22 protein-coding genes and 2 tRNA genes are annotated in these 24,297 nt (G+C 63.1%); 9 read left to right on the top strand and 15 right to left on the bottom strand.

What is annotated here, in order from left to right:
• Positions 1-2: 2 nt before the first annotated feature.
• From LB519_RS30410 to LB519_RS30370, 9 genes are all read right to left on the bottom strand, one after another.
• Positions 3-1,031, bottom strand: a complete 1,029-nt coding sequence (locus LB519_RS30410) for a zinc-binding dehydrogenase (RefSeq protein ID WP_224621878.1) — start codon at positions 1,029-1,031, stop codon at positions 3-5.
• A gap of 36 nt (positions 1,032-1,067) precedes the next feature.
• On the bottom strand, positions 1,068-2,345 hold the full coding sequence (locus LB519_RS30405; RefSeq protein WP_013531223.1) for a beta-ketoacyl-ACP synthase: 1,278 nt from the start codon (positions 2,343-2,345) through the stop codon (positions 1,068-1,070).
• A gap of 43 nt (positions 2,346-2,388) precedes the next feature.
• Positions 2,389-3,579: a beta-ketoacyl-ACP synthase gene (locus LB519_RS30400; RefSeq protein WP_224621877.1), complete on the bottom strand. Its 1,191-nt coding sequence runs from the start codon at positions 3,577-3,579 to the stop codon at positions 2,389-2,391.
• Positions 3,580-3,635: 56 nt separating this feature from the next.
• A complete protein-coding gene (locus LB519_RS30395) occupies positions 3,636-3,917 on the bottom strand; it encodes an acyl carrier protein (RefSeq protein WP_010909964.1) in 282 nt (93 codons plus the stop codon).
• Positions 3,918-4,147: 230 nt separating this feature from the next.
• Positions 4,148-5,290, bottom strand: a complete 1,143-nt coding sequence (locus LB519_RS30390) for a slipin family protein (protein WP_027160471.1) — start codon at positions 5,288-5,290, stop codon at positions 4,148-4,150.
• A 352-nt stretch (positions 5,291-5,642) separates the two neighbouring features.
• Positions 5,643-5,712: transfer RNA gene (locus tag LB519_RS30385), tRNA-Asn, on the bottom strand.
• Between the two features lie 2 nt (positions 5,713-5,714).
• Positions 5,715-5,788: transfer RNA gene (locus tag LB519_RS30380), tRNA-Tyr, on the bottom strand.
• Between the two features lie 227 nt (positions 5,789-6,015).
• Complete coding sequence (locus LB519_RS30375; protein ID WP_224621876.1) at positions 6,016-6,564, bottom strand: histidine phosphatase family protein; 549 nt, start codon at positions 6,562-6,564, stop codon at positions 6,016-6,018.
• 103 nt (positions 6,565-6,667) lie between these two features.
• Positions 6,668-6,865 (bottom strand): hypothetical protein, encoded by a 198-nt coding sequence (locus LB519_RS30370; RefSeq protein ID WP_224621875.1) that lies wholly within the window; start codon positions 6,863-6,865, stop codon positions 6,668-6,670.
• Between the two features lie 314 nt (positions 6,866-7,179).
• On the opposite strand from LB519_RS30370, the gene LB519_RS30365 reads away from it, so the two are divergent.
• The 3 genes from LB519_RS30365 to LB519_RS30355 all read left to right on the top strand — a co-directional run bounded on the left by LB519_RS30365 (position 7,180) and on the right by LB519_RS30355 (position 10,893).
• On the top strand, positions 7,180-8,130 hold the full coding sequence (locus LB519_RS30365; protein WP_224621874.1) for an AEC family transporter: 951 nt from the start codon (positions 7,180-7,182) through the stop codon (positions 8,128-8,130).
• Between the two features lie 190 nt (positions 8,131-8,320).
• Complete coding sequence (locus LB519_RS30360; protein ID WP_224621873.1) at positions 8,321-9,778, top strand: NAD-dependent succinate-semialdehyde dehydrogenase; 1,458 nt, start codon at positions 8,321-8,323, stop codon at positions 9,776-9,778.
• Positions 9,779-9,870: 92 nt separating this feature from the next.
• On the top strand, positions 9,871-10,893 hold the full coding sequence (locus tag LB519_RS30355; protein WP_027160469.1) for an aldose epimerase family protein: 1,023 nt from the start codon (positions 9,871-9,873) through the stop codon (positions 10,891-10,893).
• Positions 10,894-10,903: 10 nt separating this feature from the next.
• On the opposite strand, the gene LB519_RS30350 is transcribed toward LB519_RS30355, so the two are convergent.
• Positions 10,904-11,824 carry a sugar kinase gene (locus LB519_RS30350; RefSeq protein ID WP_224621872.1) on the bottom strand — a complete coding sequence of 307 codons (921 nt, stop codon included), beginning with the start codon at positions 11,822-11,824 and terminating at the stop codon, positions 10,904-10,906.
• A gap of 152 nt (positions 11,825-11,976) precedes the next feature.
• Between LB519_RS30350 and LB519_RS30345 the strand changes: the two genes are divergently transcribed.
• Both LB519_RS30345 and LB519_RS30340 read left to right on the top strand, forming a co-directional pair.
• Entirely contained in the window at positions 11,977-12,426 is a 450-nt protein-coding gene (locus LB519_RS30345; RefSeq protein WP_024503807.1) for a FixH family protein, read from the top strand.
• A 7-nt stretch (positions 12,427-12,433) separates the two neighbouring features.
• Complete coding sequence (locus LB519_RS30340; protein ID WP_224621871.1) at positions 12,434-13,633, top strand: cytochrome-c peroxidase; 1,200 nt, start codon at positions 12,434-12,436, stop codon at positions 13,631-13,633.
• A gap of 1 nt (position 13,634) precedes the next feature.
• On the opposite strand, the gene LB519_RS30335 is transcribed toward LB519_RS30340, so the two are convergent.
• A complete protein-coding gene (locus LB519_RS30335) occupies positions 13,635-14,087 on the bottom strand; it encodes an Lrp/AsnC family transcriptional regulator (protein WP_013531233.1) in 453 nt (150 codons plus the stop codon).
• A 163-nt stretch (positions 14,088-14,250) separates the two neighbouring features.
• Between LB519_RS30335 and putA the strand changes: the two genes are divergently transcribed.
• Positions 14,251-17,865 (top strand): bifunctional proline dehydrogenase/L-glutamate gamma-semialdehyde dehydrogenase PutA, encoded by a 3,615-nt coding sequence (putA, locus tag LB519_RS30330; protein ID WP_224621870.1) that lies wholly within the window; start codon positions 14,251-14,253, stop codon positions 17,863-17,865.
• 114 nt (positions 17,866-17,979) lie between these two features.
• Here putA and LB519_RS30325 read toward each other — a convergent pair whose 3' ends face one another.
• The 4 genes from LB519_RS30325 to LB519_RS30310 form a co-directional block, all read right to left on the bottom strand.
• Complete coding sequence (locus tag LB519_RS30325) at positions 17,980-18,294, bottom strand: antibiotic biosynthesis monooxygenase family protein (RefSeq protein ID WP_027039045.1); 315 nt, start codon at positions 18,292-18,294, stop codon at positions 17,980-17,982.
• 62 nt (positions 18,295-18,356) lie between these two features.
• The gene (locus LB519_RS30320) at positions 18,357-19,232 is read right to left on the bottom strand and encodes a TonB family protein (protein ID WP_318011981.1); all 876 of its coding nucleotides are present in this window, start codon (positions 19,230-19,232) and stop codon (positions 18,357-18,359) included.
• A gap of 1 nt (position 19,233) precedes the next feature.
• Positions 19,234-19,677, bottom strand: coding sequence for a hypothetical protein (locus tag LB519_RS30315; protein ID WP_224621869.1), 444 nt, complete (start codon positions 19,675-19,677; stop codon positions 19,234-19,236).
• A 5-nt stretch (positions 19,678-19,682) separates the two neighbouring features.
• The gene (locus tag LB519_RS30310) at positions 19,683-21,881 is read right to left on the bottom strand and encodes a TonB-dependent hemoglobin/transferrin/lactoferrin family receptor (RefSeq protein WP_224621868.1); all 2,199 of its coding nucleotides are present in this window, start codon (positions 21,879-21,881) and stop codon (positions 19,683-19,685) included.
• Positions 21,882-22,079: 198 nt separating this feature from the next.
• Between LB519_RS30310 and hemP the strand changes: the two genes are divergently transcribed.
• The 3 genes from hemP to LB519_RS30295 are packed head-to-tail and all read left to right on the top strand — an operon-like array spanning position 22,080 to position 24,291.
• Complete coding sequence (hemP, locus tag LB519_RS30305; RefSeq protein ID WP_063168168.1) at positions 22,080-22,286, top strand: hemin uptake protein HemP; 207 nt, start codon at positions 22,080-22,082, stop codon at positions 22,284-22,286.
• Positions 22,287-22,309: 23 nt separating this feature from the next.
• Positions 22,310-23,371 (top strand): hemin-degrading factor, encoded by a 1,062-nt coding sequence (locus LB519_RS30300; RefSeq protein ID WP_224621867.1) that lies wholly within the window; start codon positions 22,310-22,312, stop codon positions 23,369-23,371.
• Between the two features lie 11 nt (positions 23,372-23,382).
• Positions 23,383-24,291 (top strand): hemin ABC transporter substrate-binding protein, encoded by a 909-nt coding sequence (locus tag LB519_RS30295; protein WP_224621866.1) that lies wholly within the window; start codon positions 23,383-23,385, stop codon positions 24,289-24,291.
• The last annotated feature ends 6 nt before the right edge of the window (positions 24,292-24,297 follow it).

Here is a 24,297-nt window from a genome sequence, read left to right as displayed (position 1 = left end):
CTCTAGCCGACGCGCAGGATGATCTTGCCGAAAACGTCGCGGCCTTCCATGCGCTTCAGCGCGGCGTCGATACCGTCGAAGCCGACTTCGGTGTCGATGACGGGTGCGACTTGTCCCGCCGCCATTTTCTGCATGGCGTTGGCCATGTTTTCCATGCGGCAGCCAAAGGAGCCAAGCAGTTTCAATTGCTGCTGGAACAGCTGCATCAAATTGATCTGCGTCGACACGCCGGAGGTCGAACCGCAGGTCACCAGGCGGCCGCCACGCTTCAGGCACAGCATCGAGGCGGCGAATGTGTCGGCGCCGACATGTTCAAAGACGACGTCGACGCCCTTCTTCTTGGTCAGCTTGCGCACGACGCCCTCGAAACGGTCGTCGCGGTAGTTGATGACATGGTCGGCGCCGAGCGCCTTGGCCTTGTCGATCTTGTCGTTGGAGCCGACCGTAGTGATGATCGTGCAGCCCATCCGCTTGGCCAGCTGGATGGCCGCCGAGCCGATGCCGGATCCGCCGGCATGGATAAGGATGGTTTCGCCGGGTTGAAGCCTGGCGTTGTCGAACAGCATGTGCTCGACGGTGCCGAAGGTGACGGGCGCCACCGCCGCGCCGATGTCGGTCACGCCGGGCGGGGCAGGGACCAGCAGGCGGGCCGGCAGATTGATCTTCTCCTGCGCGAAACCGTCGAGATGGAAACCGTGCACGCCCGAAACATGTTCGCAAAGGTTGTCGCGGCCTTCGCCGCAGGCTCGGCAGAGGCCGCAGGTGCGCGCGCCATAGATCGACACCAATTGTCCGGGCAGCAGGCTGGAAACGCCGGGGCCAACCGCCTCGACCTCGCCGGATGCCTCCGCGCCGACGACCAGCGGCAGCTTGCGCTTGGCGAAGGCCATGCCGCGCCAGCCCCAGACGTCGATATGGTTCAGCGCTACTGCCTTGATGCGCAGCGTGACTTCGCCGAGTGCCGGCGGTGGAGGAGGCGGCAGGTCCACCGTCTCAAGACGGCGGTCCTCTATAAGTTGCAATGCGCGCATGGGGCCTGTCGGTTCAGTCTGGCTGAAAAAGGTCGCTTAGACCGGTTCCCGCGCCATGACAAGGCAAGTGTTCTGGCCGCCGAAGCCGAAGGAGCTCGACAGAACGGTGCGGACCTCGGCGTTGCGCTTCTTGTTCGGCACCACGTCGAGCACGATCGCGGGGTCGGGATTGTCATAGTTGATGGTCGGCGGAATGACGCTTTCGCGCATCGTCATCAGCGAGAAAGCCGCCTCGACAGCGCCCGCCGCCGACAGTGTGTGACCGATCATCGATTTGTTCGACGAGACCGGCATCGAGCCGATCCGCTCGCCGAACACCGTCGACAGCGCCAGATGCTCCATCTTGTCGTTTTCGGGCGTCGAGGTGCCGTGGGCATTGACGTAGTCGATCTCGTCTTCACCCAGTCCGGCATCGACGAGGGCGGCGCGGACCGCGGCGATGGCCGGTGAAGCGTCCGGTTTGGAGCGGGTGCGGTGGAAGTCGTCGGCCTTCTCGCCGCAACCGCCCAGGACGCCGAGAATAGTCGCGCCGCGAGCCAATGCCGTCTCAAGCGATTCCAACACCAGCGCCCCGGATCCCTCGGCCAACACGAAGCCGTCGCGATCCCTGGAGAAGGGTTTCGACGCCTTTTCGGGGATGTCGTTGTGCGTGGAGAGCGCCGAAAGCAATGAGAAACGGATCAATGCCTCGGCGGTCGCGGAACCGTCCGCGCCGATCGACAGCGCACGGTCGCATTCGCCGCGTCGGATCGCCTCGACACCGAGCTGAATCGCGGTGGCGCCTGAAGCGCAAGCCGTCGACAGCGTGATCGGCAGACCACGCGTGCCAAGGCGATCGGCAAGGCGGCCGGCGATCGAACCGAACTGGGTGGTCTCGAAAATATCCAGCTCTTTCAAGCTACGCGCGACCCGAAGCAGTCTTTCGGCGGCGGTGTCATCCTTGTCCTTGTCAGAATTGTAGAGCGAGAAGCGCTCGGCCCAGTCGAGTTCGACTGGCGGCGATGCGAGGAAGAGCGGTCCGCCGAAATCGCTGGAATCAAGACCGGCTTCGCTCACCGCTTCTAAGCCCGCAAGCTCGGCTAGCTCATAGGTGAGTGGGCTGGCGCCTTTCGAGCTCGACGGCAGGAAATCGACCATGCCGGAGATGCGGGTGTTCAATTGATCGATGGGAAAGCGAGTGATCGGGTGAATGCCCGACTTGCCGGAGGTCAGTGCCGCCCAATTGTCTGATTTGCCGACGCCAAGCGAGGTCACCACGCCGATGCCGGTGACGGCGACGATCGGCCTGCCCATGTGATCTCTGAGATTGGCCATCCGGGAGCCCTCTTATCGTTGCAGCATGGATCGTGGAGCCGCGTTACGCGGCATTGACCAGCGCCATGCCCTCGAATTGGTGATAGCCGATCGCCGTTGCAAGGACGGATTGGGGAGCGCCTTCGAACGGCGTCTCGGCTGCGGCATCAAAAACAGGATAGGCAGCCTTGCGGTCGACAGCGAGTGCCGCCAGTGCCACAGCGAAAGGAAACTGTGCTTCCTTCATGTGCCCGGTCAGCGTCGAGAAGCCACGCGCGGCGATCGCCGGATTGGCATCGAGCGCTGCCTTCTCGGCTGTTGTCGCCGCATGCGCGCCCGATGCGCCCGACAGGGTCAGCAATTTGCCGTTCGGCAATGCAGCCTGCTTGAGCAGTGCGGCGATCTCGGCGTCGAGTTCTCCCCGTGGCCGCCGGGCACGGCCGGAGACGACCGGTCCAAGTTCTGCATAGATCTTGCGGCCGCGGCTCATCGCGTGTTCGCGCTGCTCCAGCACCAGGAAGGCGCCGCCGGAGCCGGTCACGACGCCACCGCCCTCAGTGCCCTGTCTTTGCCAAACCGGCTTCCATGGGCCGCGATGCAGATAGCCGGCGAGTTCATAGCCGAGCAGCATATCGGAATGTTCGGTCTGGAAGGCACCGCCGACCAGGATATGCGTCGACTGACCCGAGCGGATGCGTGCGGCGGCCGTTTCAACCGCGGCGACACCGGCACCTTCCTCGCCCATGAAGGTTCTGGACGAACCGGTGACCTTGTGGACGATGGAGATGTTGCCGGCGAGCAGGTTGGACAATTGGGCCAGAAACAGTGTCGGGCGCAATTCGGTGGTCAATTTCTCGTTGAGCAGTACATCGCGGTCATTGCGGCTTTCCGAAGCGGCGAGAATGGCGGCATCGACCGCCTCGTCGCGCTCGCCGCCGCCCGCCGCCACAACCATGTCCATGGTCGCGCAGAGTTCGTCATCGCCCTTGATGCCGGCGTCGTCCAGTGCAAGGCCGGCAGCATAGGTGCCGAGCCTCTGCCAGGTTTCCATCTGGCGCTGATCGCCACGCTTGGCGATCTGCAGGTTCCAGTCGATCTCAGGCAGCGGATGGACAGTATAGGGTGCAAAGCGCGTCGCTTCGAGCACCGGCCGCGGGCCCGGTTGCGCGAGCTTCTGCCAGTGGGCGTCAGGACCTTCCCCCAGCGAGGAGACAAGGCCGATACCTGATATGACGACGTCGCGGGGGCTGCTCATGTGCGGCTTTGTGGGTCAGGCGGCAGAGCGCGTCAAGATCGTGCGCTTAACTGACGTCAGGCGGTCTTGGCGGCGACCAGCGCGTCGATCTTGGCGCACAGATTCTTCATGACGAAGTAATCGTCGGTCGAAGCCTTGCCGTCATTGACCTCCTGGGTCCACTTTTCCAGCGGCACCTTGATGCCGAATTCCTTGTCGATGGCAAAGACGATGTCGAGAAAATCGAGGCTGTCTATGCCGAGATCGTCAATCGTGTGGCTCTCGGGCGTGATGGTGTCGATATCGATCTCGCTGGTGTCGGCAATGATCTTGGCGACTTTGTCGAACGTGGTGGACAAGGGCTTTTCCTTCGGTTGCGGGCGGAATCTGTCCGCATCTTGTTTGGGCGCTGTCTAATCGGTTTTTTCCGGCAGGAAAAGGCCTGATACGCCGGGCGCAGATGGGTAGGGTTCCTTCGAAACGCAAGAAGGGCCGCCGGTTTACCCGGCGGCCCTTCTGTTGACGCAACGTCAGCCTTATTTCGATGCGTGTCGTTTTTCCAAAAGCGGAACACTTTTGGCGACATGCATCAGCTGTCGCGAAGCTTGACCAGATCGTTCAGCAGCCCGCCCGTTCCGTTGTGGACGGTCAGCCGCTCGACCTTGCCGGCGATGGTTTCCAGCGCCTCGAGCTCCTTCAGCCGCAGCATCACCGGGTTTTCCGCCATCACCCTGGCCGTGTTGAGGAGGGAACGGGTCGCGTTCGTCTCCTCGCGGCGACGGATGATGTTGGCCTCGGCCTGCTTTTCGGCCGACACCACCTGGTTGAGGATCTCGCGCATCTCGCCCGGCAGGATGACATCCTTGAGCGCGATATCGCTGACCTCCACGCCGATCTCGGCCATGTCGGCGCGGACCTTGGCTGCCGCTTCCTCATCGATCGTCACCTTCTTTTCGAGGATCTGATCGAGTGTCAGCGCGCCAAGCGTCTTGCGGAAGGCATATTGCAGGGCGCGGTAGAGGGCTTCGGAGAAGTCCTTCACCATGCTGACCGCCTTGACCGGATCGACGACCCGGTATTCGGCTGCGATGTTGACGCGGATCGTCACGCGATCCTTGGTCAGCACTTCCTGCCCGGCAACGTCGAGCGACTGGCGCTTGAGGTCGACGACCTTGATCTGCACCATGCGTCCGACGTTCCAGAAGCCATGCACGCCCGCCGTCAGCGTCCTGACCAGGACACCGTCGATGAACAGCAGTCCGGCCTGACCATCGACGACCGGATGGACGGACATCAATTCCGCCTTCCGGGCCTGGCCGAGCCGGCGCATGATCGCCGCATCGATGGCGAGATCGACTGACGTGTCGATCAGCGTCACCTTCCACGGGCCGGCATCCGTCCACAGCACGAGCTTGCGGTCCGGTGCCAGCACGGCGTGCAGATTGCCGTCACGCTCGATGACGGCGACATCCGTGCGCCCGGTGCGAACGACGGTGAAATGACGCGCGGCCACATCCGGAAGCTTGTCGAACAACGCCTTCTCGTATGCCGAAACGAATTCCGGGTTCTTCAGATCGTGCCGAGACACTTCGAGGCTGCCGCGCCGGTTGGCGAGCCAGTGCTCGCCCGGCAGCAGGACAGCCTTGATCTCCCCCTTGTGGAGGGCGAGGGCACGTTCGTTTTCCCTTACGAGGACGCGCTCGCGCCCAAGAACCTTGTCGAGAATGGTCATTGTCTTACTCCTGTCGGGCATGGCCCCATGCGAGGCGTCACGTCATGCGTCGATCTTCCCTTCGTTTCTCGTTTCACGTCGTCTCTTGCGTCGTAGCCCGGGCACGAATGATCCGGGGACTGGTGGCATCGAGCCGTGGCGGGCCTTCGGGAGCGGATCGCGGGGCAGCGAAGCGGGCGCAGGAGGCCTTAGCCTCCCTTGCCGGCGACACCGCGCCTTGATCGTCACCGCGGGCCTGGCCGCGAGCCGATGGCGAAAGACGCTTGGGATGATCCGCGCCCGAAGGCTTGGGTCACCCGTCCAGTCTTTCGCATTCCAGTCCCCGGACCGTTTTTCGGATGGCTTTTCAAGGCCAATGGAGAAGGAATCGAACCTTCGACAGTCAGATTAACAATCTGATGCTCTAACCAAACTGAGCTATCCGTGGTGCAGATGAAGGGACTCGAACCCACAACCTCCGGATTATGTCCGGCGCTCTCCCAGTTGAGCTACATCCGCGATCCCAATCCCCAAAGCGGCGCCGTATACAGGGCGGCAATGCCGCCTGCACGGGCGGAGACGAAAGCTCCAACCGTTGTGCTCGCTTCGGTTCTCGTGACCGGGAGCGCGCCTATAGCCCCTGCGACGGGTTGTCGCAAGCGGCATTGTCACGGCGAATTTGCGGCTTCTTTCAACGGTGGCATTTCAGCAACACCGCTTTCGGCGTCAGCGATCGCGCAGCACGCTCAGAAGGTGACGCGGCCGAGCACGCGCAGGCCATCGCCTTGCGGCTCGACGACGACGGCCTCACCTTCGCGCGGTGAGATGCCGGTCAGTGCCACGATGTCTTCCAGATGGGTGACCATGACCAGATTGTCGGAGCCGGAATAGACGCGGATTTCCTTCAGGATCGCAGCGATCTGCGCGGCCTTCTGCGTCTCGTCGCCTTTCAGGAGATCGAGCGGTGCAAAGAGTTCCGGGTCGGTCTCGAAGGCGATGCGGGCGGTGTCGAGGCAGCGGCAATAGCGGCTGGACAGCACGCGCTCGATCGGTGCCGCCCGAGCGGCAAACAGAGCGCCGATCTTGCTCGCCTGCTGCTTGCCGCGCGCCGACAGGTTCATCTGGGTGGCGCAGCTGTCGATGTCGAAATTGGCCGGATCGGTGGTGCCGGTGACCATGGCATGGCGCAGCAGCACGACGTGTCCGCCGTCGCGCAGCAGCGCCCAGCCTGCATCCGTGGCGTGCGCCACGCCGGGAACAACAAGCAGGAACAACGCCAAGGCAAATCGAATCATCCGCTATCCTTCTGCGGTTCCCGGCAAGGGGTTCCGGTGGCAGGACATATAGGGACGGTAAAGCCGGCCGAAAGACAAGGCGCGGTCGGCGGGAAGCGTAGACCTACTTCTTCGCCATCTGCTTCTTCACCAGATCGACCTTCCGGTCGGTGAGAGGGATGGGCATGGTGTAGCCGGCTTCGGTAAAACCCTGCTTGGCGTTCTCGAAGAATCCGATCGCCTTTTGATATTCGGCCTTGCCGCCGCCATAGCTGGCCCGATTCCAGCTGACATCCCCGAGATTGTTCTGCGCGAAGGCCATTGCATCGGAAGGCTTCCCTGGTGAATACCTTCAGCGTCGCCGTGAATGCGGCCTCGATCGGTGCGTCGCTTTTCGTCTCGGCAACTGCAAGCGCGGTCGCGGCAAGACAAAGCAGTGCGGCGACGAAAGCCGTCAGCCATGCCCGCTGCAAAAGACGGAGGTTCGAGAGTCGGACAAAGGCTATTTGTCGTCCGTGTCCGCCCTGATGATCCAAGCCCTCTATAACGCTGCCAGCCGACGATGATCAAATTCAGGCGCGATTGCGTCGCGGTCCTGGCTCGCCTATCACGGGGAACCCGCCCCTCACGGTAAAAATGTCTCCGCTCACCGAAACCGTTCTTTTCGTCTTCAGCCTTGTCGCGCTCGGCTACCTCGCCGGGCTCACCGGCTATCTGAAGCCGGCGAGCGGCGAGGGGATTTCGGAATTTGCCATCAACGTGACGATGCCGCTGCTGCTGTTCCAGACGATGGTGAAGTCCGACTTCCACGGCGTGGCGCCTTGGCCGCTGTGGGGCGCTTACTTCACGGCGGTTGCAATGACATGGGCTGCCGGCCATCTGGTGACGACGCGGATTTTCGGGCGGGACGCACGCGCAGGCATCGTCGGTGGAGTGTCGTCGTCCTTCTCGAACGTGGTGCTGCTGGGCATTCCCTTCATTCTCGGCGTATTCGGGTCGAGGGGATTCGAAGTGCTGTCGCTGCTCGTTTCCGTGCATCTGCCGACCATGATGATGGCTTCGATCATCATGTTCGAGATATTTGGCCGCGGTGGCAGTGAGCCCGTACACCCGCTGCGCATCGTCCAGAGCTTTCTGAGAAGACTGTTCACCAATCCCCTGATCATCGGTATCCTGGCCGGGCTGGCTTGGCGCCTAACCGGCGCGCCGCTGCCGAACCTTGCCACGCGGCTGGTCGATACGCTGGCTGACACTGCCGGGCCAGTGGCGCTGTTCGCCATGGGGCTCAGCCTGCGCCGTTTCGGCATATCGGGCAATGTCCGGCCGGCGTTGGCGCTTTCGGTGCTGAAGCTGTTCCTGATGCCGGCGCTGGTGCTGGTCTTCGTCTGGTTGCTCGGCATGCCGCCCTTGACGGCCAAGGTGGCGGTGATGGTGGCCGCGATGCCATCCGGCGTCAATTCCTATCTGATCGCGGTGCAGTTCAACACCGGCCAGGCGCTGGCGTCGAACCAGATGACCCTCGCCACGGCCTGCGCCGCCGTCACCACCGCGTTCTGGCTGACTGTTGTCTTGTACGTTTTCGGGTAAGGCATCGGTGTAAGCACGTCAGCCTGCTCTCGTCTCGCTCTGGCCCAAGCCCTATATGCCATCTTGCGATTGCTTGCGTGCCTTGCCCTCGGTAAAGAGCAGTGGCTCCGGCGTGCCGGCCTCAGTCCATGGCGCACGCGCACCGAAGATTTCACAGACCCGCCCGTCAGGGCGCCGAACGGAGGATAGCATGCTTCAGAAAACCAGCCATTTCATGCGGCAGGCCAATCTCATCAATGGCGAATGGGTGCAGGCCGACAGCGGCCAGACGGTCGACGTCAACAACCCGGCCACCTGTCTCAAGATCGGCACCGTGCCGAAGTCGGGCAAGGCCGAGACCCGCCGCGCCATCGAAGCCGCCGCGGAAGCTTTCAAGACCTGGCGCAAGACGACCGCGCTCGAGCGCTCGAAGCTGCTGCGCAAGCTGCACGACGCGATGATGGACAATCAGGACGTACTGGCCGAACTGCTGACTATCGAGCAGGGCAAGTCGCTGTTCGAATCGAAGGGCGAGATCGGCTCGGCCGCGTCCTACATATTGTGGTTCGCCGAGGAAGGTCGCCGCACCTATGGCGACGTCGTGCCCTCGCCATGGGCGGACCGCCGCATCCTGGTGACCAAGGAGCCGGTTGGCGTCATCGCCGCCATCACGCCGTGGAATTTTCCGTCCTCGATGCTGGCCCGCAAGCTCGGCCCGGCGCTCGCCGCCGGCTGCACCGCCGTGGTCAAGCCTGCGTCGCAGACGCCGTATTCGGGTCTCGCCTGGGGCGCGCTTGCAGAGGAAGTCGGGTTCCCCAAGGGCGTCGTCAACATCCTGACCGGTTCGGCCAGCGAGATCGGCGACGAGATCTGCGCCAATCCGCTGGTGTCGAAGATCACTTTCACCGGCTCGACCGAGGTCGGCAAGCTTCTCATCCAGAAGTCGTCGGTCACCGTCAAGAAGGTGTCGATGGAACTCGGCGGCAACGCGCCGTTCATCGTTTTCGACGACGCCGACCTCGAGCGTGCCGTCGCCGGCGCCATCACCGCCAAGTACCGCAATTCCGGCCAGACCTGCGTTTGCACCAACCGCTTCCTTGTCCAGGCAGGTGTCTATGACAAGTTCGTCGAGAAGCTCGCTGCCGCCAGCAACGCGCTGAAGGTCGGCTCCGGCCTCGAGGACGGCGTGCAGCAGGGACCGCTGATCGACGAGAAGGCGGTCGAGAAGGTCGAGGAACTGATCGCCGACGCCACATCAAAGGGCGGCAAGATCGTTGCCGGCGGCAAGCGCCATGCGCTCGGCGGTTCGTTCTTCCAGCCGACGGTCATCGCCAACGCGACACCCAAGATGCGCTTCATGAAGGAAGAGATCTTTGGCCCGGTCGCACCGGTGTTCAAGTTCGAGACCGAAGAGGAAGCCGTCGCCCTCGCCAACGACACCGAATTCGGCCTTGCCTGCTACTTCTACACCGGTGACCTCGGCCGCGCCTTCCGAGTGATGGAAGGGCTGAAATACGGCATGGTCGGGGTCAATGAAGGCCTCATCACCACGCCGGAAGCGCCGTTCGGCGGCGTCAAGGAATCCGGCCTCGGCAAAGAAGGCGGGCATCAGGGCATCGAGGATTATCTCGACACCAAATATGTCTGCATCGGCGGCCTCGGCCTCTGATAGGCTATCCCTGAGATGGGGAGGCCGATGGCCTGCCCATCTCTCATGGAAAAACCAGCCGAAGTCTTCTGGATCAACTGGCATTTACGGGCATGGCGATGAAGGACGGCGAGGTTTTCGGCACGACGCAGGCTGGCGAGCAGGTGCGTCGCTTCACGATCAGGGGCGGCGGCATCACAGCCAACATCATCGGTCTGGGCGCGATCATCCAGGATTTGCGCCTGACCGGGCACGATGCTCCGCTGGTGCTCGGCTACGACAGTCTGGAAGGCTACGAGACGGATACGGCCTTCTTCGGTGCGGTCGTCGGCCGCTATGCCAACCGCATCCGCGACGGCCGCTTCACCATTGGCGGCAGCCGCTACCAGACCGAGCAAAACTTCCTCGACAAGCATACGCTGCATGGCGGCTCGCAAGGTTACTCCCACCGGGCGTGGACGGTTTCCTTGCATGGCAGGGATTTCGTCACGCTGACGCTGCACGATCCCGACGGCACGATGGGTTTTCCCGGCGCGCTCGACGTCACCTGCACCTACCGGCTGAAGATCCCCGGCACGCTCAGCGTCGAGCTGACCGCCACCTGCGAGGAGCCGACGCTGTGCAATCTCACCCAGCATTCCTATTTCAACCTGGATGATGGCGGCGCAGGCGACATTCTCGACCACAGGATGATGCTGAATGCCGGCGCCTACCTGCCGGTCGATGGCGACATGATCCCCACAGGCGTGGTCAAGCCGGTTGACGGCACGCCATTCGATTTCCGCCAGGCGCGGCCGCTGCGCATGGAAACCGAGGGTGATCAACTGCCCTACGACCAGAATTTCTGCCTTGCTTCGGCACGCGGGCCGCTCAAGCAGGCGGCATGGACGCAGGGCGCCAGTTCCGGTGTCGAGATGGAGGTCTGGACCACCGAGCCCGGCGTCCAGCTCTATACCGGCCAGTATGTGACGCCGCGCACCGGGCTGGAAGGGCGGAACTACAAGGCCTTTTGCGGCTTCTGCCTGGAGCCGCAGATTTGGCCGGACGCGCCGAACCGGCCTTATTTCCCGCAAGCAACGCTGTGGCCGGGCGCGATCTACCACCACGTCACGGAATACAGGTTCCGCCTGCCCTAGTTTTCCGACCTTAGCCTTCGAAAGCCGCCCGCAGCGTCTCGAACGGCGCCAGCGCGCCGCGCACTTGCACCACGGCGGCGGCGACACGATGCGCACGGCGCGCGGCTTCCTGCGGGTCGTGGCCGGCGAGACGAGCCGCAAGATAGCCGCCGTTGAACGAATCGCCGGCGCCGGTCGTATCGGCGGGGGCGGCGACATGGATCGCCGGGACTTCGCGTAGTGTTTCTCCTTGGGCAATCAGGGCGGGCTGCTCGCCGTTCTTGACGACGACCTCGCTAACCAGTTGCCTGAGTCGCTCTGCGGTCGCTTGCGGTGTTGCATCGCCAAACAGCATCTGCTCGTCGGGGAAAGTCGGCAATGCGATGTCGGTGGCGGCAAGGGCTTCGACGATCGCTGCCTGTGCATTCTCGCGATTGCGCCAAAGCCGCGGCCGGTAGTTGGGATCGAAGGCGACAAGTGAACCGGCCGAGCGCGCCTTGGCGACGGCCGCCAGCAATACGGCGCGCGCGGCCTCATCCAGAATTGCCAAAGTGATTCCGGAAAAATAGACAAGCGCCTGATTTACCAGGTTTTTCGACAATGCAGCTGGGTCTGAGGCGAGCTGCCGCGCGGCGGCGTCGCCGCGCCAGTAGGTGAAGGAACGCTCGGCCCCGGTCAGCGTGATGGCATAGAGGCCAGGCCGTGCGCCCGCTATGATCGGGCTGGAGCCGATGCCGATGCCGTTCTGGCCTAAGAAATCGATCTGGGCTTGCGAGAACGGATCGTCGCCGAAGGCCGAGACATAGGTTGCCGGCCGCTCAGTGCTCAGCGCGTGCAGCGCCCACAGCGTGTTGAACGTGTCGCCGGCAAAGCCCATGCGCCAGTTCGGTCCGGTCTGGCCCGACAGTTCGAGCATGCATTCGCCGATCGAGGCGACGCCGGTTCCCGCCATCTACAATCCTCCAGTGCTTCCCGGTGCTGTAGCTTTTTGCCATCGGCAGCGCCATGCTTGGCAAGCAGGGTTTTTTCCGCCACAGCGTTTTCCCACAGGCTGGCGGGATGCGATCCGTTCGGCAGAGCGTTATCTGCAGAAGAGGAACCGGTTTGGCATCGATATGGCGTTATCTTCTGGCGGGTCTTGGTCTGGCTGCCTTGCTGGTCGGCATTCTCGCGGTCGTCTTCCTGACGGCGCCGCGTTCGTCGCTGCCAGCCGGCCCGGATGTCGCGCGGACGAAGAAAACCGACAACGGGCTGTACGTGGCGAGTTTCGTGCCGGAACGGGGCGTGGTGCGGCAGGGCGAACTGGAATCCTGGCTGCTGACCCTGAAAACAAAGACAGGGGCTTCGGTGGAGCGCGCCGCGATCGCCATCTCCGGCGGCATGCCGCAACACAATCACGGCCTGCCGACCAGCCCGCAGGTCACCGATTACCTGGGCGAAGGCCGTTACCGCATCGAGGGGCTGAAATTCACCATGAGCGGCTGGTGGCAACTTCGTTTCGCCATCTCATCCGGCGCCGGCTCCGATACAGTACTGTTCAACGTGGTGCTGTGAGCGATCGATGAAGCGCCTTTTCCGCTTTCTGGCGCTGATGGTCGCCGTCGTCCTCGTGGGCTGCGGCAAGCCTGATTTTTCCGACGCAGAAAAGAAAACTATCGCTTCGCTGGCGCTATCGTCGCTGCCGGCGCTCAAGCCCGACACCACCAATCGTTTTGCCGACGTGCCGGCGGCCGCCGCACTCGGCTCGACGCTGTTCTTCGATCAGGGCATGAGCGGTGACGGGTCGGTATCCTGTTCGACCTGCCACAAGATCGACCGCCAGTTCCAGGACGACCTGCCGCAGGCGGTCGGCGTCGGCCACACCAACCGGCGCACCATGCCGCTGGCCGGCGTGGCGCACGATCCCTGGTTCTTCTGGGATGGCCGTCGCGACAGCCTGTGGGCGCAAGCGTTGACGCCGCTCGAAAATCCGCTGGAGCAGGCGGGAAACCGCGCTGCCTACGCGCATTACATCAAGGCGCGCTTCGGCGAGCGCTATGAGCGCATTTTTGGGCCGCTGCCCGATTTTTCCGGCATGCCGTTGAATGCCAGCCCACTTGGAAACGATGCCGAGAAAGCAGCCTGGAATGCCATGAGCAGCGCGCAGCGCGACGCCATCAACGGTGTCTTCGTCAATATCGGCAAGGCGATTGCCGCCTTCGAACGCTCGATAGCGCCAGCGCCAGCGCGCTTCGACCGCTTTGCGCTGGACCTCGCCACCGGTGCCGAGCCGAAGGGCGATGCTGTCTTTTCCAAACAAGAAATCCTTGGGCTTAAACTGTTCATCGGCAAGGCCAATTGCGTGACCTGTCACAACGGCCCGCGCTTCACCGACAACAGCTTTCACAACACCGGCGTGCCGCCTGTTGCGGGCCTGCCGCCGGATCGCGGCCGCATCGATGCCGTGCACCAAGTCGAGGCCGACCCGTTCAACTGCCTTGGCGCCTATCGGGACGGCGACGTTGCCGCCTGCGGCGAACTGCGCTTCATGGTCAAGAATGCGCCACAACTCATCCGCGCCTACAAGACGCCGTCTCTGCGCGGTGCGGCAACGCGACCGCCCTATATGCATGCCGGGCAGTTTTCGTCGCTCGACGAGGTCGTGGCGCATTATGCGAAGGCCGCGCCCAGCGTCGAAGGGGTATCAGAGGTTCACCCGTTGGAGCTTTCAGACCGAGAACGCGCTGCTCTGGTGGCGTTTTTGAAGACGCTTTCGGAGTGATCTACCGATCCTTCACGGTCTCCATCGCCACAAAGGTCGAGGTCTGAGCGACATGGGGCAGGGCCGAGATGCGCTCGCCGAGGACGCGGCGGTAGGCGGCGATGTCCCTGGTGCGGACTTTCAGCAGATAATCGAAGCTCGACGCCATCATGTGGCACTGTTCGATCTCCGGCACAGCCTGTACGGACCGGTTGAAGGCGTCGAGCGCGGCGGATCTGGTGTCGGACAATTTCACCTGGACGAATGCAACATGGCCTTCGCCCATGCGCTCGCGGTCGACGATCGCCTGGTAGCCTCTGATATAGCCGTCCTTCTCAAGCCGCTTCACCCGCGCCTGCACCGGCGTCTTCGACAGGCCGACCTTTGCGGCCAGTTCTGACATGGAAAGCCGGCCATCGCTTGCAAGTGCGGCCAGGATATTCCGATCTATGCGGTCCAATTGGTCTTCTGTCATCGAAATTGCAGTCCAAATGTCAATTATATGCCGCTACGATAGATCGAATGACCTGCAATGTCGATTTCTTTGGACCGGCCGAAATTTTGCACTTGTGCTAGCTTGCGCTATTCGGTCCGGTGACCGCCGGCCCGATCCCCTTTGCTCGATCCACGGGACCGCCATGCCAGCGCTCGATGCCATCCGCCAGCAGATCCGCGCCAACTACCTGCCCGACGAAGACGAGGCCGTGAAGCGGCTTGCCGAGGCGACGGGGCTCTCCGGGAAAGACCGCAAGGCGATCTCGGCTCGCGCCGCCGATCTGGTGCGCGCGGTGCGCGGCTCGTCGGATCCAAGGCTGATGGAAGTCTTCCTCTCCGCGTACGGTCTCTCCACCAAGGAAGGCGTGGCGCTGATGTGCCTGGCCGAGGCGCTGCTGCGCGTGCCCGATACCGAGACGATGGACGACCTCATCGCCGACAAGATTGCGCCGCACGACTGGTCGGCGCATTCGGGCGGTTCGAGCTCCATCTTCGTCAACGCCTCGACCTGGGCGCTGATGCTGACCGGCCGCGTCCTCGACGAAGGCGAGGGCGGCATCGAGGGCACGCTGCGTTCTATGGTGCGGCGGCTGGGCGAGCCGGTCATCCGCAAGGCGGTGGCCGCCGCCATGCGCGAGATGGGCGAGCAGTTCGTGCTCGGCCGCACCATCACTGAAGCCGTCAAGCGCGGCCGGCCTATGACCCAGAAGGGTTATCTCTATTCCTTCGACATGCTGGGCGAGGCGGCCCGCACCGAGGCCGACGCCTTGCGCTATCACAAGGCCTATGCCGACGCGATTTCGTCGCTCGATTCCGGCTCCAACGGTCCTGATATCAGGCAGAACCACGGCATCTCGGTCAAGCTTTCGGCACTGCATCCGCGCTACGAGGTGGCGCAGAAGGAAGAGATGCTGCCTGTGATGGCCGAGCGGCTTTTGTCGCTGGCGCTGGCCGCGCGCCACTCGCGCATGGGTCTCAACATCGATGCCGAGGAGGCCGACCGCCTCGATCTATCGCTCGACGTCATCGAGCGGGTGCTGGCCGAGCCGGAACTTGCCGGCTGGAACGGGTTTGGCGTGGTGGTGCAGGCGTATGGGCCACGCGCGGCCTTCGCCATCGACTGGCTCTATGCGCTGGCCAAAAAATACGACCGCAACATCATGGTTCGGCTGGTCAAGGGCGCCTATTGGGACACCGAGATCAAGCGGGGGCAGACGTTGGGACTCACCGGCTATCCCGTCTTCACCCGCAAGGCCAACACCGACGTCTCCTACATGGCTTGCGCCAAGAAGCTGCTTGGCATGACCGACCGCATCTACCCGCAGTTCGCCACCCACAATGCCCACACCGTCGCCGCCATCCTGTCGATGGCTGATAATAACCGCGATTCCTTCGAGTTCCAGCGCCTGCACGGCATGGGCGAGGCGCTGCACGAGACGGTGCGACGGTCCGAAGGCACGCGCTGCCGGATCTATGCGCCGGTCGGTGCGCATTCCGATCTGCTGGCCTATCTGGTGCGCCGGCTGCTGGAGAACGGCGCCAACTCCTCCTTCGTGCACCAGCTGACCGATGAGGATGTCGAGCCGGAGGACATTGCGCGCGATCCGCTCGAGACGGTCGAAAGCCAGGGTCCGGCAGCCAATCCGGCGATTGCCCGGCCTTCTCAGATTTTTGGAGCCGGGCGTCGCAATTCGAAAGGATTCGACATCACCGACACGGTGACGCTGGCGGCGATCGACAAGGCCAGGGCGGCCTTCGCCGGGCCGGATCGCTGGCATGCCAAGCCGATTACGCGGGCCGCCGGCTATGGCAAGCAGCGTCCGATCGTCAACCCGGCAAAGCCTTCCGAAGTGGTCGGCACGGTCAGCGAAGCAGCTGCCAAGCAAGTCGCGACCGCCGTGCGCTTTGCGGTGGAAGCGCAACCGGCCTGGGCGAAGCGTCCCGTCGCCGAGCGCGCCGCCATCCTCAACCGTGCCGCCGATCTCTATGAGGCGAATGCCGTCGAGTTCTTTGCACTCGCCACCCGCGAGGCCGGCAAATCGCTGGCCGACGGCGTCGCCGAGGTGCGTGAAGCCGTCGACTTCCTGCGCTACTACGCCACTGAGGCGGCCAATGCGGAGGCGGGCACGCAAGCGCGCGGCGCCATCGTCTGCATTTCGCCGTGGAATTTCCCGCTCGCCATCTTCACCGGCCAGATCGCGGCAGCGCTCGTCACCGGCAATTCGGTGATCGCCAAGCCGGCCGAGCAGACGCCGCTGATCGCCTTCCGCGCCGTCGAACTGCTGCGCGAGGCCGGCGTGCCGGAAGACGTCATCCAGTTGCTCCCTGGCGACGGCCCATCGGTCGGCGGGCCGCTCACCGCCGATCCGCGCATCGCTGGCGTCTGCTTCACAGGTTCGACCGAGGTTGCCAAGCTGATCGAGAAGCAGCTGGCCGAGACGGCCGCGCCCGACGCCATGCTGATCGCCGAGACCGGCGGCCTCAACGCCATGATCGTCGATTCCACCGCGCTGCCCGAACAGGCGGTGCGCGATATCCTCGCCTCCGCCTTCCAGAGTGCCGGCCAGCGCTGCTCGGCGCTGCGCGTACTCTACGTGCAGAAGGACGTCGAGAAGAAGATGCTGGAGATGCTGAAGGGCGCCATGGAGGCGCTCAACGTCGGCGATCCCTGGCGGATTTCGACCGATGTCGGCCCGGTTATCGACGACGAGGCGCAAAGCTCGATCCGCGAGTATTGCACGAAGATGGGCCTGCAGGGCAGGCTGATCGCCAAGCTCGAGGCGCCCAGGGAAGGTCGCTTCGTCGCGCCGCATGTCTTCCGGGTCAAGGGTATCGAGGACATGGAGCGCGAGGTGTTCGGGCCGGTGCTGCATGTCGCCAGTTTCGACGCCGACCAGATCGACGCCGTCATCGCCGCCATCAACCGCAAGGGTTATGGCCTGACCTTCGGCCTGCACACCCGCATCGAGGGCCGCGTGCAGCATTTCGTCGATGGCATCCATGCCGGCAACATCTATGTCAACCGCAACCAGATCGGCGCCGTCGTCGGTTCGCAGCCGTTTGGCGGCGAGGGGCTTTCCGGCACCGGGCCGAAGGCCGGCGGTCCGCACTATCTCCGCCGCTTCCGCAAGGGGCCGGAGGCCGGCACCCATGTGCAGGATGGCCACAAGGTCACGGCGACCGAGCTTGCCGACAATCTGCCTGATCCCACACTTGGCGGCTGGTCGACGCGTCCGGACCGGATCGCCATTCTGAGGAAGCATCTGCGCGGCAAGGGTGCTGCGGCCATTGGTGCGGCCGCCGGCATCGATTTCGGCCAGGTCGACCTGCCCGGGCCGACCGGCGAAGCCAACACGCTCTCGCTGTCGCCACGTGGACGGGTGCTGTGCCTTGGTCCCGATGGTGATACGCTGCTGGCGCAGACGATCCAGGCGCTCGCCGCCGGCAACGCCGTGCTGGCCGTTGCACCGGGTGCACCGGCGGCCCTTTCCGCTCTGACCGGCAAGGGCCTCCCACTGGCCGTCATCGACGGGCGGCCTGATCCGGTCGAGGCACGTTCGCTGCGCGTCGATATCGTTGCTTTTTCCGGCACGCCAGAGGCCGCGCGCATCGTGCGCAGGGTTATCGCTGATCGCTCAGGCCCGATCGTGCCGCTGGTCAGCGAAGTGTTGAACCCGGCGGCTTATGCACATGAGCGGGCCGTCTGCGTCGACACCACCGCCGCGGGCGGCAATGCGAGCTTGCTGGCCGGAGCCTGACTCCGGCCGGTCGTTAGAGCCATTCACCGTTTCGTGGAAACAGTGAATGTCTCTATCTCTTTTGTTTTATGCATGTCGTTGTCCCAAACCGGGACCACTTTTGGGCGACATGCATTACGCGCCTTCGACGACCGAAAAACCCTCGAACTGGGGGTGGCCGAGATAGTGGACCTTCGTCGTGCCGACATTCCTGTGGGCGGCGCGGAAATTCTCGGACTTGGTCCAGGCGATGAAATCATCGTGGCTCGCCCACACCGTGTGCGATGCAAACAGCGTGTAGCCTTCGGTCTCGTTGACCGGGCCTCGCAGCAGGTGGAATTCGCGGAACCCCTTCATCTCCGCAAGGCTGGAATCGCGGTTCTTCCACACGGCCTCGAAATCGTTCTCCGAGCCGGTCTGCACCTTGAAGCGGTTCATGGCGATGTACATGGTGGTTTCCTCTCACAGGGATGTTGATGATTTGCGGCCGCAGCGTTTTGTTCTGCGCACATTCAAAATGGGCCGATTTCGGTCTCGAACTCCAAACTTGCGCTTGCTGCCTGTGGTGGAATCGAAGGGAAGGGGGCCGCTTTGCGGATACTGCCAAGCGCCGCCTGATCGAAAGCCGCCGACCCTGAGGTCTCCAGGATGCGCAACTTATTTATGTTGCCCTTCCTGCCTATGACGAATTTAACAACCGCATTGTTGCGTGCCGCCAGTTGTAGGGACGGCGGCAGAGTGCGATTGACGCTGCCGAGCTTTCTAAAGACATCGCCGCGGTAGTTATCTTCCGCGGCAGTGCCTGCCTCGTTTTGCCTTTTGCCCTTGCTGGCCGCTTGCGCCGACAGGTCCTGGCCATCCGCCGTGCCGCGCTTTTCATCCGCCGTCTTTGAAGAGGCAGCTGGCGGACTGGGCCTCGCGCTGGGGATCGGCGGCTGTTCTGGAACGGCGACAGCCGGTTGCGGGCTGGGCACCAGTGCAACGTTTATTGCCGTCGGGTCCTTGTCCAGCGCGCTGCCGACCACGTTGGTGCCCGACTGATCACTGCCTTCCGGCTGCTCGGCATTCTGGGAACTCGAAATCCCCGAAGGCGAGATCAGAAAAGCCGCCGCCACGGCGGCGTGGAGCGCGCAGGAGACGACGATCGCCGCCGTCCATTTGCGGTTCCAGGCCGATGGCCGCGGCTGCGCGAGCGGCTCGGTTGGCTCTATCGTCAGCTCGGCGCCGGCTTCGGGGAGGGGGCTGATATCCTGCATGTCTCGCCGCGAGACCTGCAGCGACAAGAGCAGAATTGTCAAATCAAGATCGTTCGCTCGCAGCGGCAGTCGGCAGTGGCCGGCAGCTGGCCACGCCGCTTTGTTTTGCAGGAATGCGGGATGCAGTCCCACCTCAGACGCCGAAGGCGATACCGGTCCTGGTGTCTGTCTTCAGCTTTCGCATGCAGGCGTTCGGTTCGACGCCGGTACCGGTGCATTCGGTCGCGCTGTTGATCAGCACGCGGCTGACTTTCGAGCACTCGGTGCCGGCCAGATCGAAACGCGCCACCTTGGTCTTGCCGGCCGGCAATTCCTTGAAATCGAGCACGGTCAGCCGGTCGACGACGCCTGCCTCGTTGAACAAGGCGATCTCGAAGGCAGCCTTGGACAGGTCGGCGCCGAGATTGTTGTTGACCACGAACGTCAGGCGGCAACCCTTGTCGGAAGGTTGCGCACCATTGAGTTCCAGGGTGAGCGCGGGGACCGGCGCGGACTCTTGCGCCCACGCCGAAACCATCGCAAGCGACATCGCCAGCATCGAGGTCAGCAGACGAAGGGGTGTCGTCAAGCTCGTCATGGCAATCAGCCTCCAAACCGCATCGTTGCCGCCAGCTTCAGCGTTATGCCGGGCTCGTAGGCCGCGAAAACCGGCTGCGGCGGCTGGCCAGCCGTGGTCAGGTTGAGCGGGTTGGCGTATTTGACATCGAACAGATTGTCGGCGCGGAAATCAATCTTCAAATTGTCCGTCGCCTGGTAGCTGGCAAAGGCATTGACCAGCGTGTAGTCCTCGGCGATCGGATTGCCCTTGGGCTTGCCATTGTATTGCACTTCGCCGCCGACGGTCAGCTTGTCCTCGAGAAAGCGCAAGCCGAGCTGCGCGGTGACCTGGGATGATGGGATCGTGGCGAGATCCGCTTCCACACCCTTGTAGGAAATGGTGTGACCATTGGTGATTGAAGCCGAGAGCCCGGCATAGCCCCATCCGGCATCATAGACGCCCTCCAGTTCGAAGCCGTCGATCTTGGCCTTGGCAAAATTCTGGTACTGGAAGCATATCGGGATACCGGGTCCGCTCGGGCAACCGGCTGTCGGGTCAAACCGCGACAGGGTAACGCCATCGATGTAATCTTCGACATCATTGTTGAAATACGCTGCCTTGATGCGCAGCGCATCGCCGGCTTCGAGGATGTCGTTCTGCTTGTAGTTGACGCCGAATTCGGTCGTCTTGCCGGTTTCCGGCCGCAGATTGGGATTGGGCAGGAACGGAAAGCTGACGCCTGCCGGATGATTGCCGCTGATCAGCGTCTCGGTGATCGATGGCGAGCGATAGCCCTCGGCATAGGTGCCATAAAACTGAAGGCCGGCAAGGCCTGCGGATTCGAACGGGGAGACGCCGACGGTGATGCGCGGCGATACCCTGTCGCCGGAAATGTCGTGGGTGTCATCCTTGAGGATGTAGTTGTCGTAACGCAGTCCGGCGATGACTTCGAGCCACTCCCAGGTGAGCTTGTCCTGGACATAGGCGCCCGAAACGTTGCGCTTGCCCGAAGGCGTGTAGAAACTGTCGCCACCAGCCGCGCCGCCTGTCTTGACATTGTCGCCGGCCCAGTCGCCGCCATAGGTCAGCTCGTGCGCGATCCCACTCGTCTCGAACCGGGACGTGTTCCAGAGGTCGATGCTGGTCGTGCCGATGTCGAATGTCGACGTCGAGCCAGCCGGCAAGACAACGGGAAGGCCGGTGACCGGATCAAAGCGGTTTTGCGGGACAAGGCTGGTCAGATCGAGGTTGGTCTTGTTGTAGGAGGTGTTGATGTGGAGATCGAGCCAGCTCTTGTCCTCATCCGTGATGTTGTAGCGCGCCGTGAAGGTGTTCGACTTCAGGTCGACGTCATTGACCGGCGCACCGCCGCTGATCTCGTTCCAGCCATCGCTTGAGCCGACCCAGCCGAGCTTCAGTTCGCTGTTGTCGGTCGGGCGTATGCTGGTCTTGAGCAGTCCGCTCAGCACGTCGAAGCCGGTGCCCTTGACGGTGTCGCCGCCGCCATCCTTGTAGTCGTCATAGTCGCGGTAGACGATGTTGCCCAGCACGTCCCAATTCTCGTTAATGCGGTAGGCGCCGGATGCACTTGTGGTCCAGCCCTTGCCGTTGCTCTCATAGCGTCCCGTGATGGAACCGGCCCATGTCTCGTCAGGCTTGAGGAAATCCTCGGCATCCTTGGTGTCGAAGAAGACGACGCCGCCGATAGCGCCCGAGCCGTAGGTGTTGGCTACAGGACCACGGATAACATCCACGGATTTGACGAGTTCGGGGTCGATGTAGAAGGTCGACTGCGTGCCGTGGTCGGAGCGCTGGAAATTCTGTCGTGCGCCGTCGACGATGACTGCGACGCGACCGAAATCCTGCAGGCCGCGGATGTTGATGCTGGTGCTGACGCGCCTGGCGTCGGCCTGCGCCGCGACACCGGGCACGCCGAGCAGCATCTCATTGGGTGTCGTCGCCATGCGGCGGTCGAGCTGTTCCTGGCCGACATGGCTGGCCGATGCCAGCGATTCGATCGCCGTCTCGCCGGTGCGGCTGATGACGAGGATCTTGTCGAGCAGCGTTGCTCCCGCTGGTGCTGCCTTTTCCTCTTCAGCCTTCTTCGTTTGATCTGTCGTCTGCGCCGCCTGCTGGGCGTTGGCCAGTTGCGCCGATAAGGCAATCGCCGCCACACTTGCCAGCAATGCCGCCGCGCCGTTCGCCGCCGACCGGCCGCGCCATTCCCAAGTCACAAACCCCATGCCCCAACTCCAAAGTCCAGGTTTGATGCTGGCTGGCCCGGGGCTGGCTGGCATTTTTGATCGTCGCCGACGTCTTAAATGTTGACTCATTTAATCCGGTATTGCACTGACTAGTAAACATGATTATTCAAGTCAAGAAATGAATCGGATTACGCAACGCCTAGCCAGACGCCCGGCACAGGAAAGGGATCCATCCAGATGAACACCCACAATCCCAACGATTTTCGCTATCGCGTCCGCCGTCCCGACGATGCCTCCCCCCATTTCGACCGGGTTCCGCTGGCGGTACGAACCCTTTCCAGCAACACCCTGTTCCAGGGCGAGCACGAGATAGGCATCGAGCATCACGGTGCACTCTACCGGCTGAAGATCACCCGCCAGGGCAAGCTCATTCTCAACAAGTAAGACAAGGCAACAGGGACCGAGACATGGATCAGCGCGTAAAACCCGCCCCGCATGAAATCCGGCGGGCACGGACAGACAATCCGAAGACGCGCGAGCGTGATCTGGCTGCCCATCTCGGCATTTCGGAAGCCGAACTGGTCGCGGCGCATTGCGGCGACGGCGTCGTCCGCATCGAGCCGCGCGTCAACGATCTTCTGACCGGCCTCGAGGCCGTCGGCGAGGTCATGGCGCTGACCCGCAATGACAGCGCGGTGCACGAGAAGATCGGCGTCTATGACAAGGTCGTCACCGGCACCCACAATGCCATGGTGCTTGGCGAAAACATCGACTTGCGCATCTTCCCGAAGGTCTGGGCGCACGGCTTTGCCGTCGAGAAGCGCGACGGCGACGAAATCCGCCGCAGCCTCCAGTTCTTCGATGCGGCAGGCGAGGCCGTGCACAAGGTGCATCTGCGGCCGGCCTCCAGCCTCTATGCCTATCAGAAGCTGGTCGCCGCGCTCGAATCGTCCAACCAGGAACCGACGGTCGACATCTCGGGGCCACTCCCCGATGACGAGATCCATGGCGACGAAGCGGCCGCCAATCTCGACGATCTGCGTGACCGCTGGAGCCGGCTGACCGACGTGCACCAGTTCTTTGGTATGCTGAAGACGCTGAAACTAAGCCGCCGGCAGGCGGTGCGCCTGGTTGGGCAGGACTATGCCTGGCAGCTCGACAATGAGGCGGTCCGGGCCATGTTTCATCATGCCGCGGAGGGCGAGATGCCGATCATGTGCTTTGTGGGAAACCGCGGCTGCATCCAGATCCATTCCGGTCCGATCAAGTCGATCAAGCCGATGGGACCATGGATCAACGTGCTGGACGAAACCTTCCACCTGCATCTGCGCACCGACCACATCCACGAGGTCTGGGCCGTGCGCAAGCCGACCAAGGACGGTCATGTCACCTCGCTCGAGGTCTATGACGCCGACGGCAAGATGATCATCCAGTTCTTCGGCAAGCGTCATGAAGGCGAAAGCGAGCGGGACGACTGGCGCTTCCTGGCGGAAAACCTGCCGCGCATCCCAAGCCCGACCGCAGCCTGAGAAAAAATGCTATGAGTGTTTTCCCAAGATTGTCGGCTGTGCGCGAATTTATTTTGGGGCCGGTGATCGGTCTCTCCATGGCTGCTATCGCACTGCAACCCGCCAGCGCCGCGGATGGCACGGCCGTGTTTGCCGATCCTTCAAAGATCGTGGCCATTGGCGGCTCGATCACCGAGATCGTCTATGCTCTCGGCCAGGAAAAGCATCTGGTGGCACGCGATTCCACCAGCCGGTTCCCAAAGGCGGCGCTTGAGCTGCCCGATGTCGGCTATATGCGCGCGCTGTCGCCGGAGGGTGTGCTGTCGGTCGACCCGACCGGCATCCTGGCGCTGCATGGCAGCGGCCCCAAGGAAGCAGTCGATGTCTTGAAGAAGACGAGCGTGCCGTTCATCGAGGTGCCCGAGCACTACAGCCACGAAGGCATTCTCGAGAAGGTCCGCATCGTCGGCAAGGCGCTCGGCGTCGACGCCAAGGCCGAGGTGCTGGCCAAGGAGCTCGATGCCAAGCTCACGGCCGCCGAGAAGCAGACGGCTTCGATCAAGGAGCGCAAGCGCATCCTGTTCGTGCTGTCGATACAGGGTGGCAAGATTCTGGCGGCCGGCAGCGAGACCGCCGCCGACGGCATGGTCAAGCTGGCCGGCGGCGTCAACGCGGTCGAGGGCTTTTCCGGCTACAAGCAGATGTCCGACGAGGCGATCATAACCGCCAGGCCTGACGTGATCCTGATGATGAGCAATGCCGGGCCTCCGGTTTCGGACGACGAACTGTTCGTCAATCCGTCGATCGCCTCCACGCCGGCCGGAACGGCGCACAAGCTGATCCGCATCGACGGCGCCTATCTGCTCGGCTTCGGGCCGCGCACGGCTGATGCCATCCACGACCTCGCTGTCTCGCTTTATGGCGGGCAGGTCACGGACTGAGCAGGC

Source organism: Mesorhizobium sp. AD1-1 (genome assembly GCF_020164655.1).
Classification (GTDB): Bacteria; Pseudomonadota; Alphaproteobacteria; order Rhizobiales; family Rhizobiaceae; genus Mesorhizobium; species Mesorhizobium ciceri.
This window is presented reverse-complemented; position numbering and strand designations above follow the sequence as displayed.

Bases quoted from the DNA above. Each gene is read 5' to 3' on its own strand.
- LB519_RS30410 (WP_224621878.1), bottom strand. From the start codon at position 1,031: ATGCGCGCATTGCAACTTATAGAGGACCGCCGTCTTGAGACGGTGGAC.
- LB519_RS30405 (WP_013531223.1), bottom strand. From the start codon at position 2,345: ATGGCCAATCTCAGAGATCACATGGGCAGGCCGATCGTCGCCGTCACC.
- LB519_RS30400 (WP_224621877.1), bottom strand. From the start codon at position 3,579: ATGAGCAGCCCCCGCGACGTCGTCATATCAGGTATCGGCCTTGTCTCC.
- LB519_RS30390 (WP_027160471.1), bottom strand. From the start codon at position 5,290: ATGACCATTCTCGACAAGGTTCTTGGGCGCGAGCGCGTCCTCGTAAGG.
- LB519_RS30375 (WP_224621876.1), bottom strand. From the start codon at position 6,564: ATGATTCGATTTGCCTTGGCGTTGTTCCTGCTTGTTGTTCCCGGCGTG.
- LB519_RS30370 (WP_224621875.1), bottom strand. From the start codon at position 6,865: ATGGCCTTCGCGCAGAACAATCTCGGGGATGTCAGCTGGAATCGGGCC.
- LB519_RS30365 (WP_224621874.1), top strand. From the start codon at position 7,180: ATGTCTCCGCTCACCGAAACCGTTCTTTTCGTCTTCAGCCTTGTCGCG.
- LB519_RS30360 (WP_224621873.1), top strand. From the start codon at position 8,321: ATGCTTCAGAAAACCAGCCATTTCATGCGGCAGGCCAATCTCATCAAT.
- LB519_RS30355 (WP_027160469.1), top strand. From the start codon at position 9,871: ATGGCGATGAAGGACGGCGAGGTTTTCGGCACGACGCAGGCTGGCGAG.
- LB519_RS30350 (WP_224621872.1), bottom strand. From the start codon at position 11,824: ATGGCGGGAACCGGCGTCGCCTCGATCGGCGAATGCATGCTCGAACTG.
- LB519_RS30340 (WP_224621871.1), top strand. From the start codon at position 12,434: ATGAAGCGCCTTTTCCGCTTTCTGGCGCTGATGGTCGCCGTCGTCCTC.
- LB519_RS30335 (WP_013531233.1), bottom strand. From the start codon at position 14,087: ATGACAGAAGACCAATTGGACCGCATAGATCGGAATATCCTGGCCGCA.
- putA (WP_224621870.1), top strand. From the start codon at position 14,251: ATGCCAGCGCTCGATGCCATCCGCCAGCAGATCCGCGCCAACTACCTG.
- LB519_RS30325 (WP_027039045.1), bottom strand. From the start codon at position 18,294: ATGTACATCGCCATGAACCGCTTCAAGGTGCAGACCGGCTCGGAGAAC.
- LB519_RS30315 (WP_224621869.1), bottom strand. From the start codon at position 19,677: ATGACGAGCTTGACGACACCCCTTCGTCTGCTGACCTCGATGCTGGCG.
- LB519_RS30310 (WP_224621868.1), bottom strand. From the start codon at position 21,881: ATGGGGTTTGTGACTTGGGAATGGCGCGGCCGGTCGGCGGCGAACGGC.
- hemP (WP_063168168.1), top strand. From the start codon at position 22,080: ATGAACACCCACAATCCCAACGATTTTCGCTATCGCGTCCGCCGTCCC.
- LB519_RS30300 (WP_224621867.1), top strand. From the start codon at position 22,310: ATGGATCAGCGCGTAAAACCCGCCCCGCATGAAATCCGGCGGGCACGG.
- LB519_RS30295 (WP_224621866.1), top strand. From the start codon at position 23,383: ATGAGTGTTTTCCCAAGATTGTCGGCTGTGCGCGAATTTATTTTGGGG.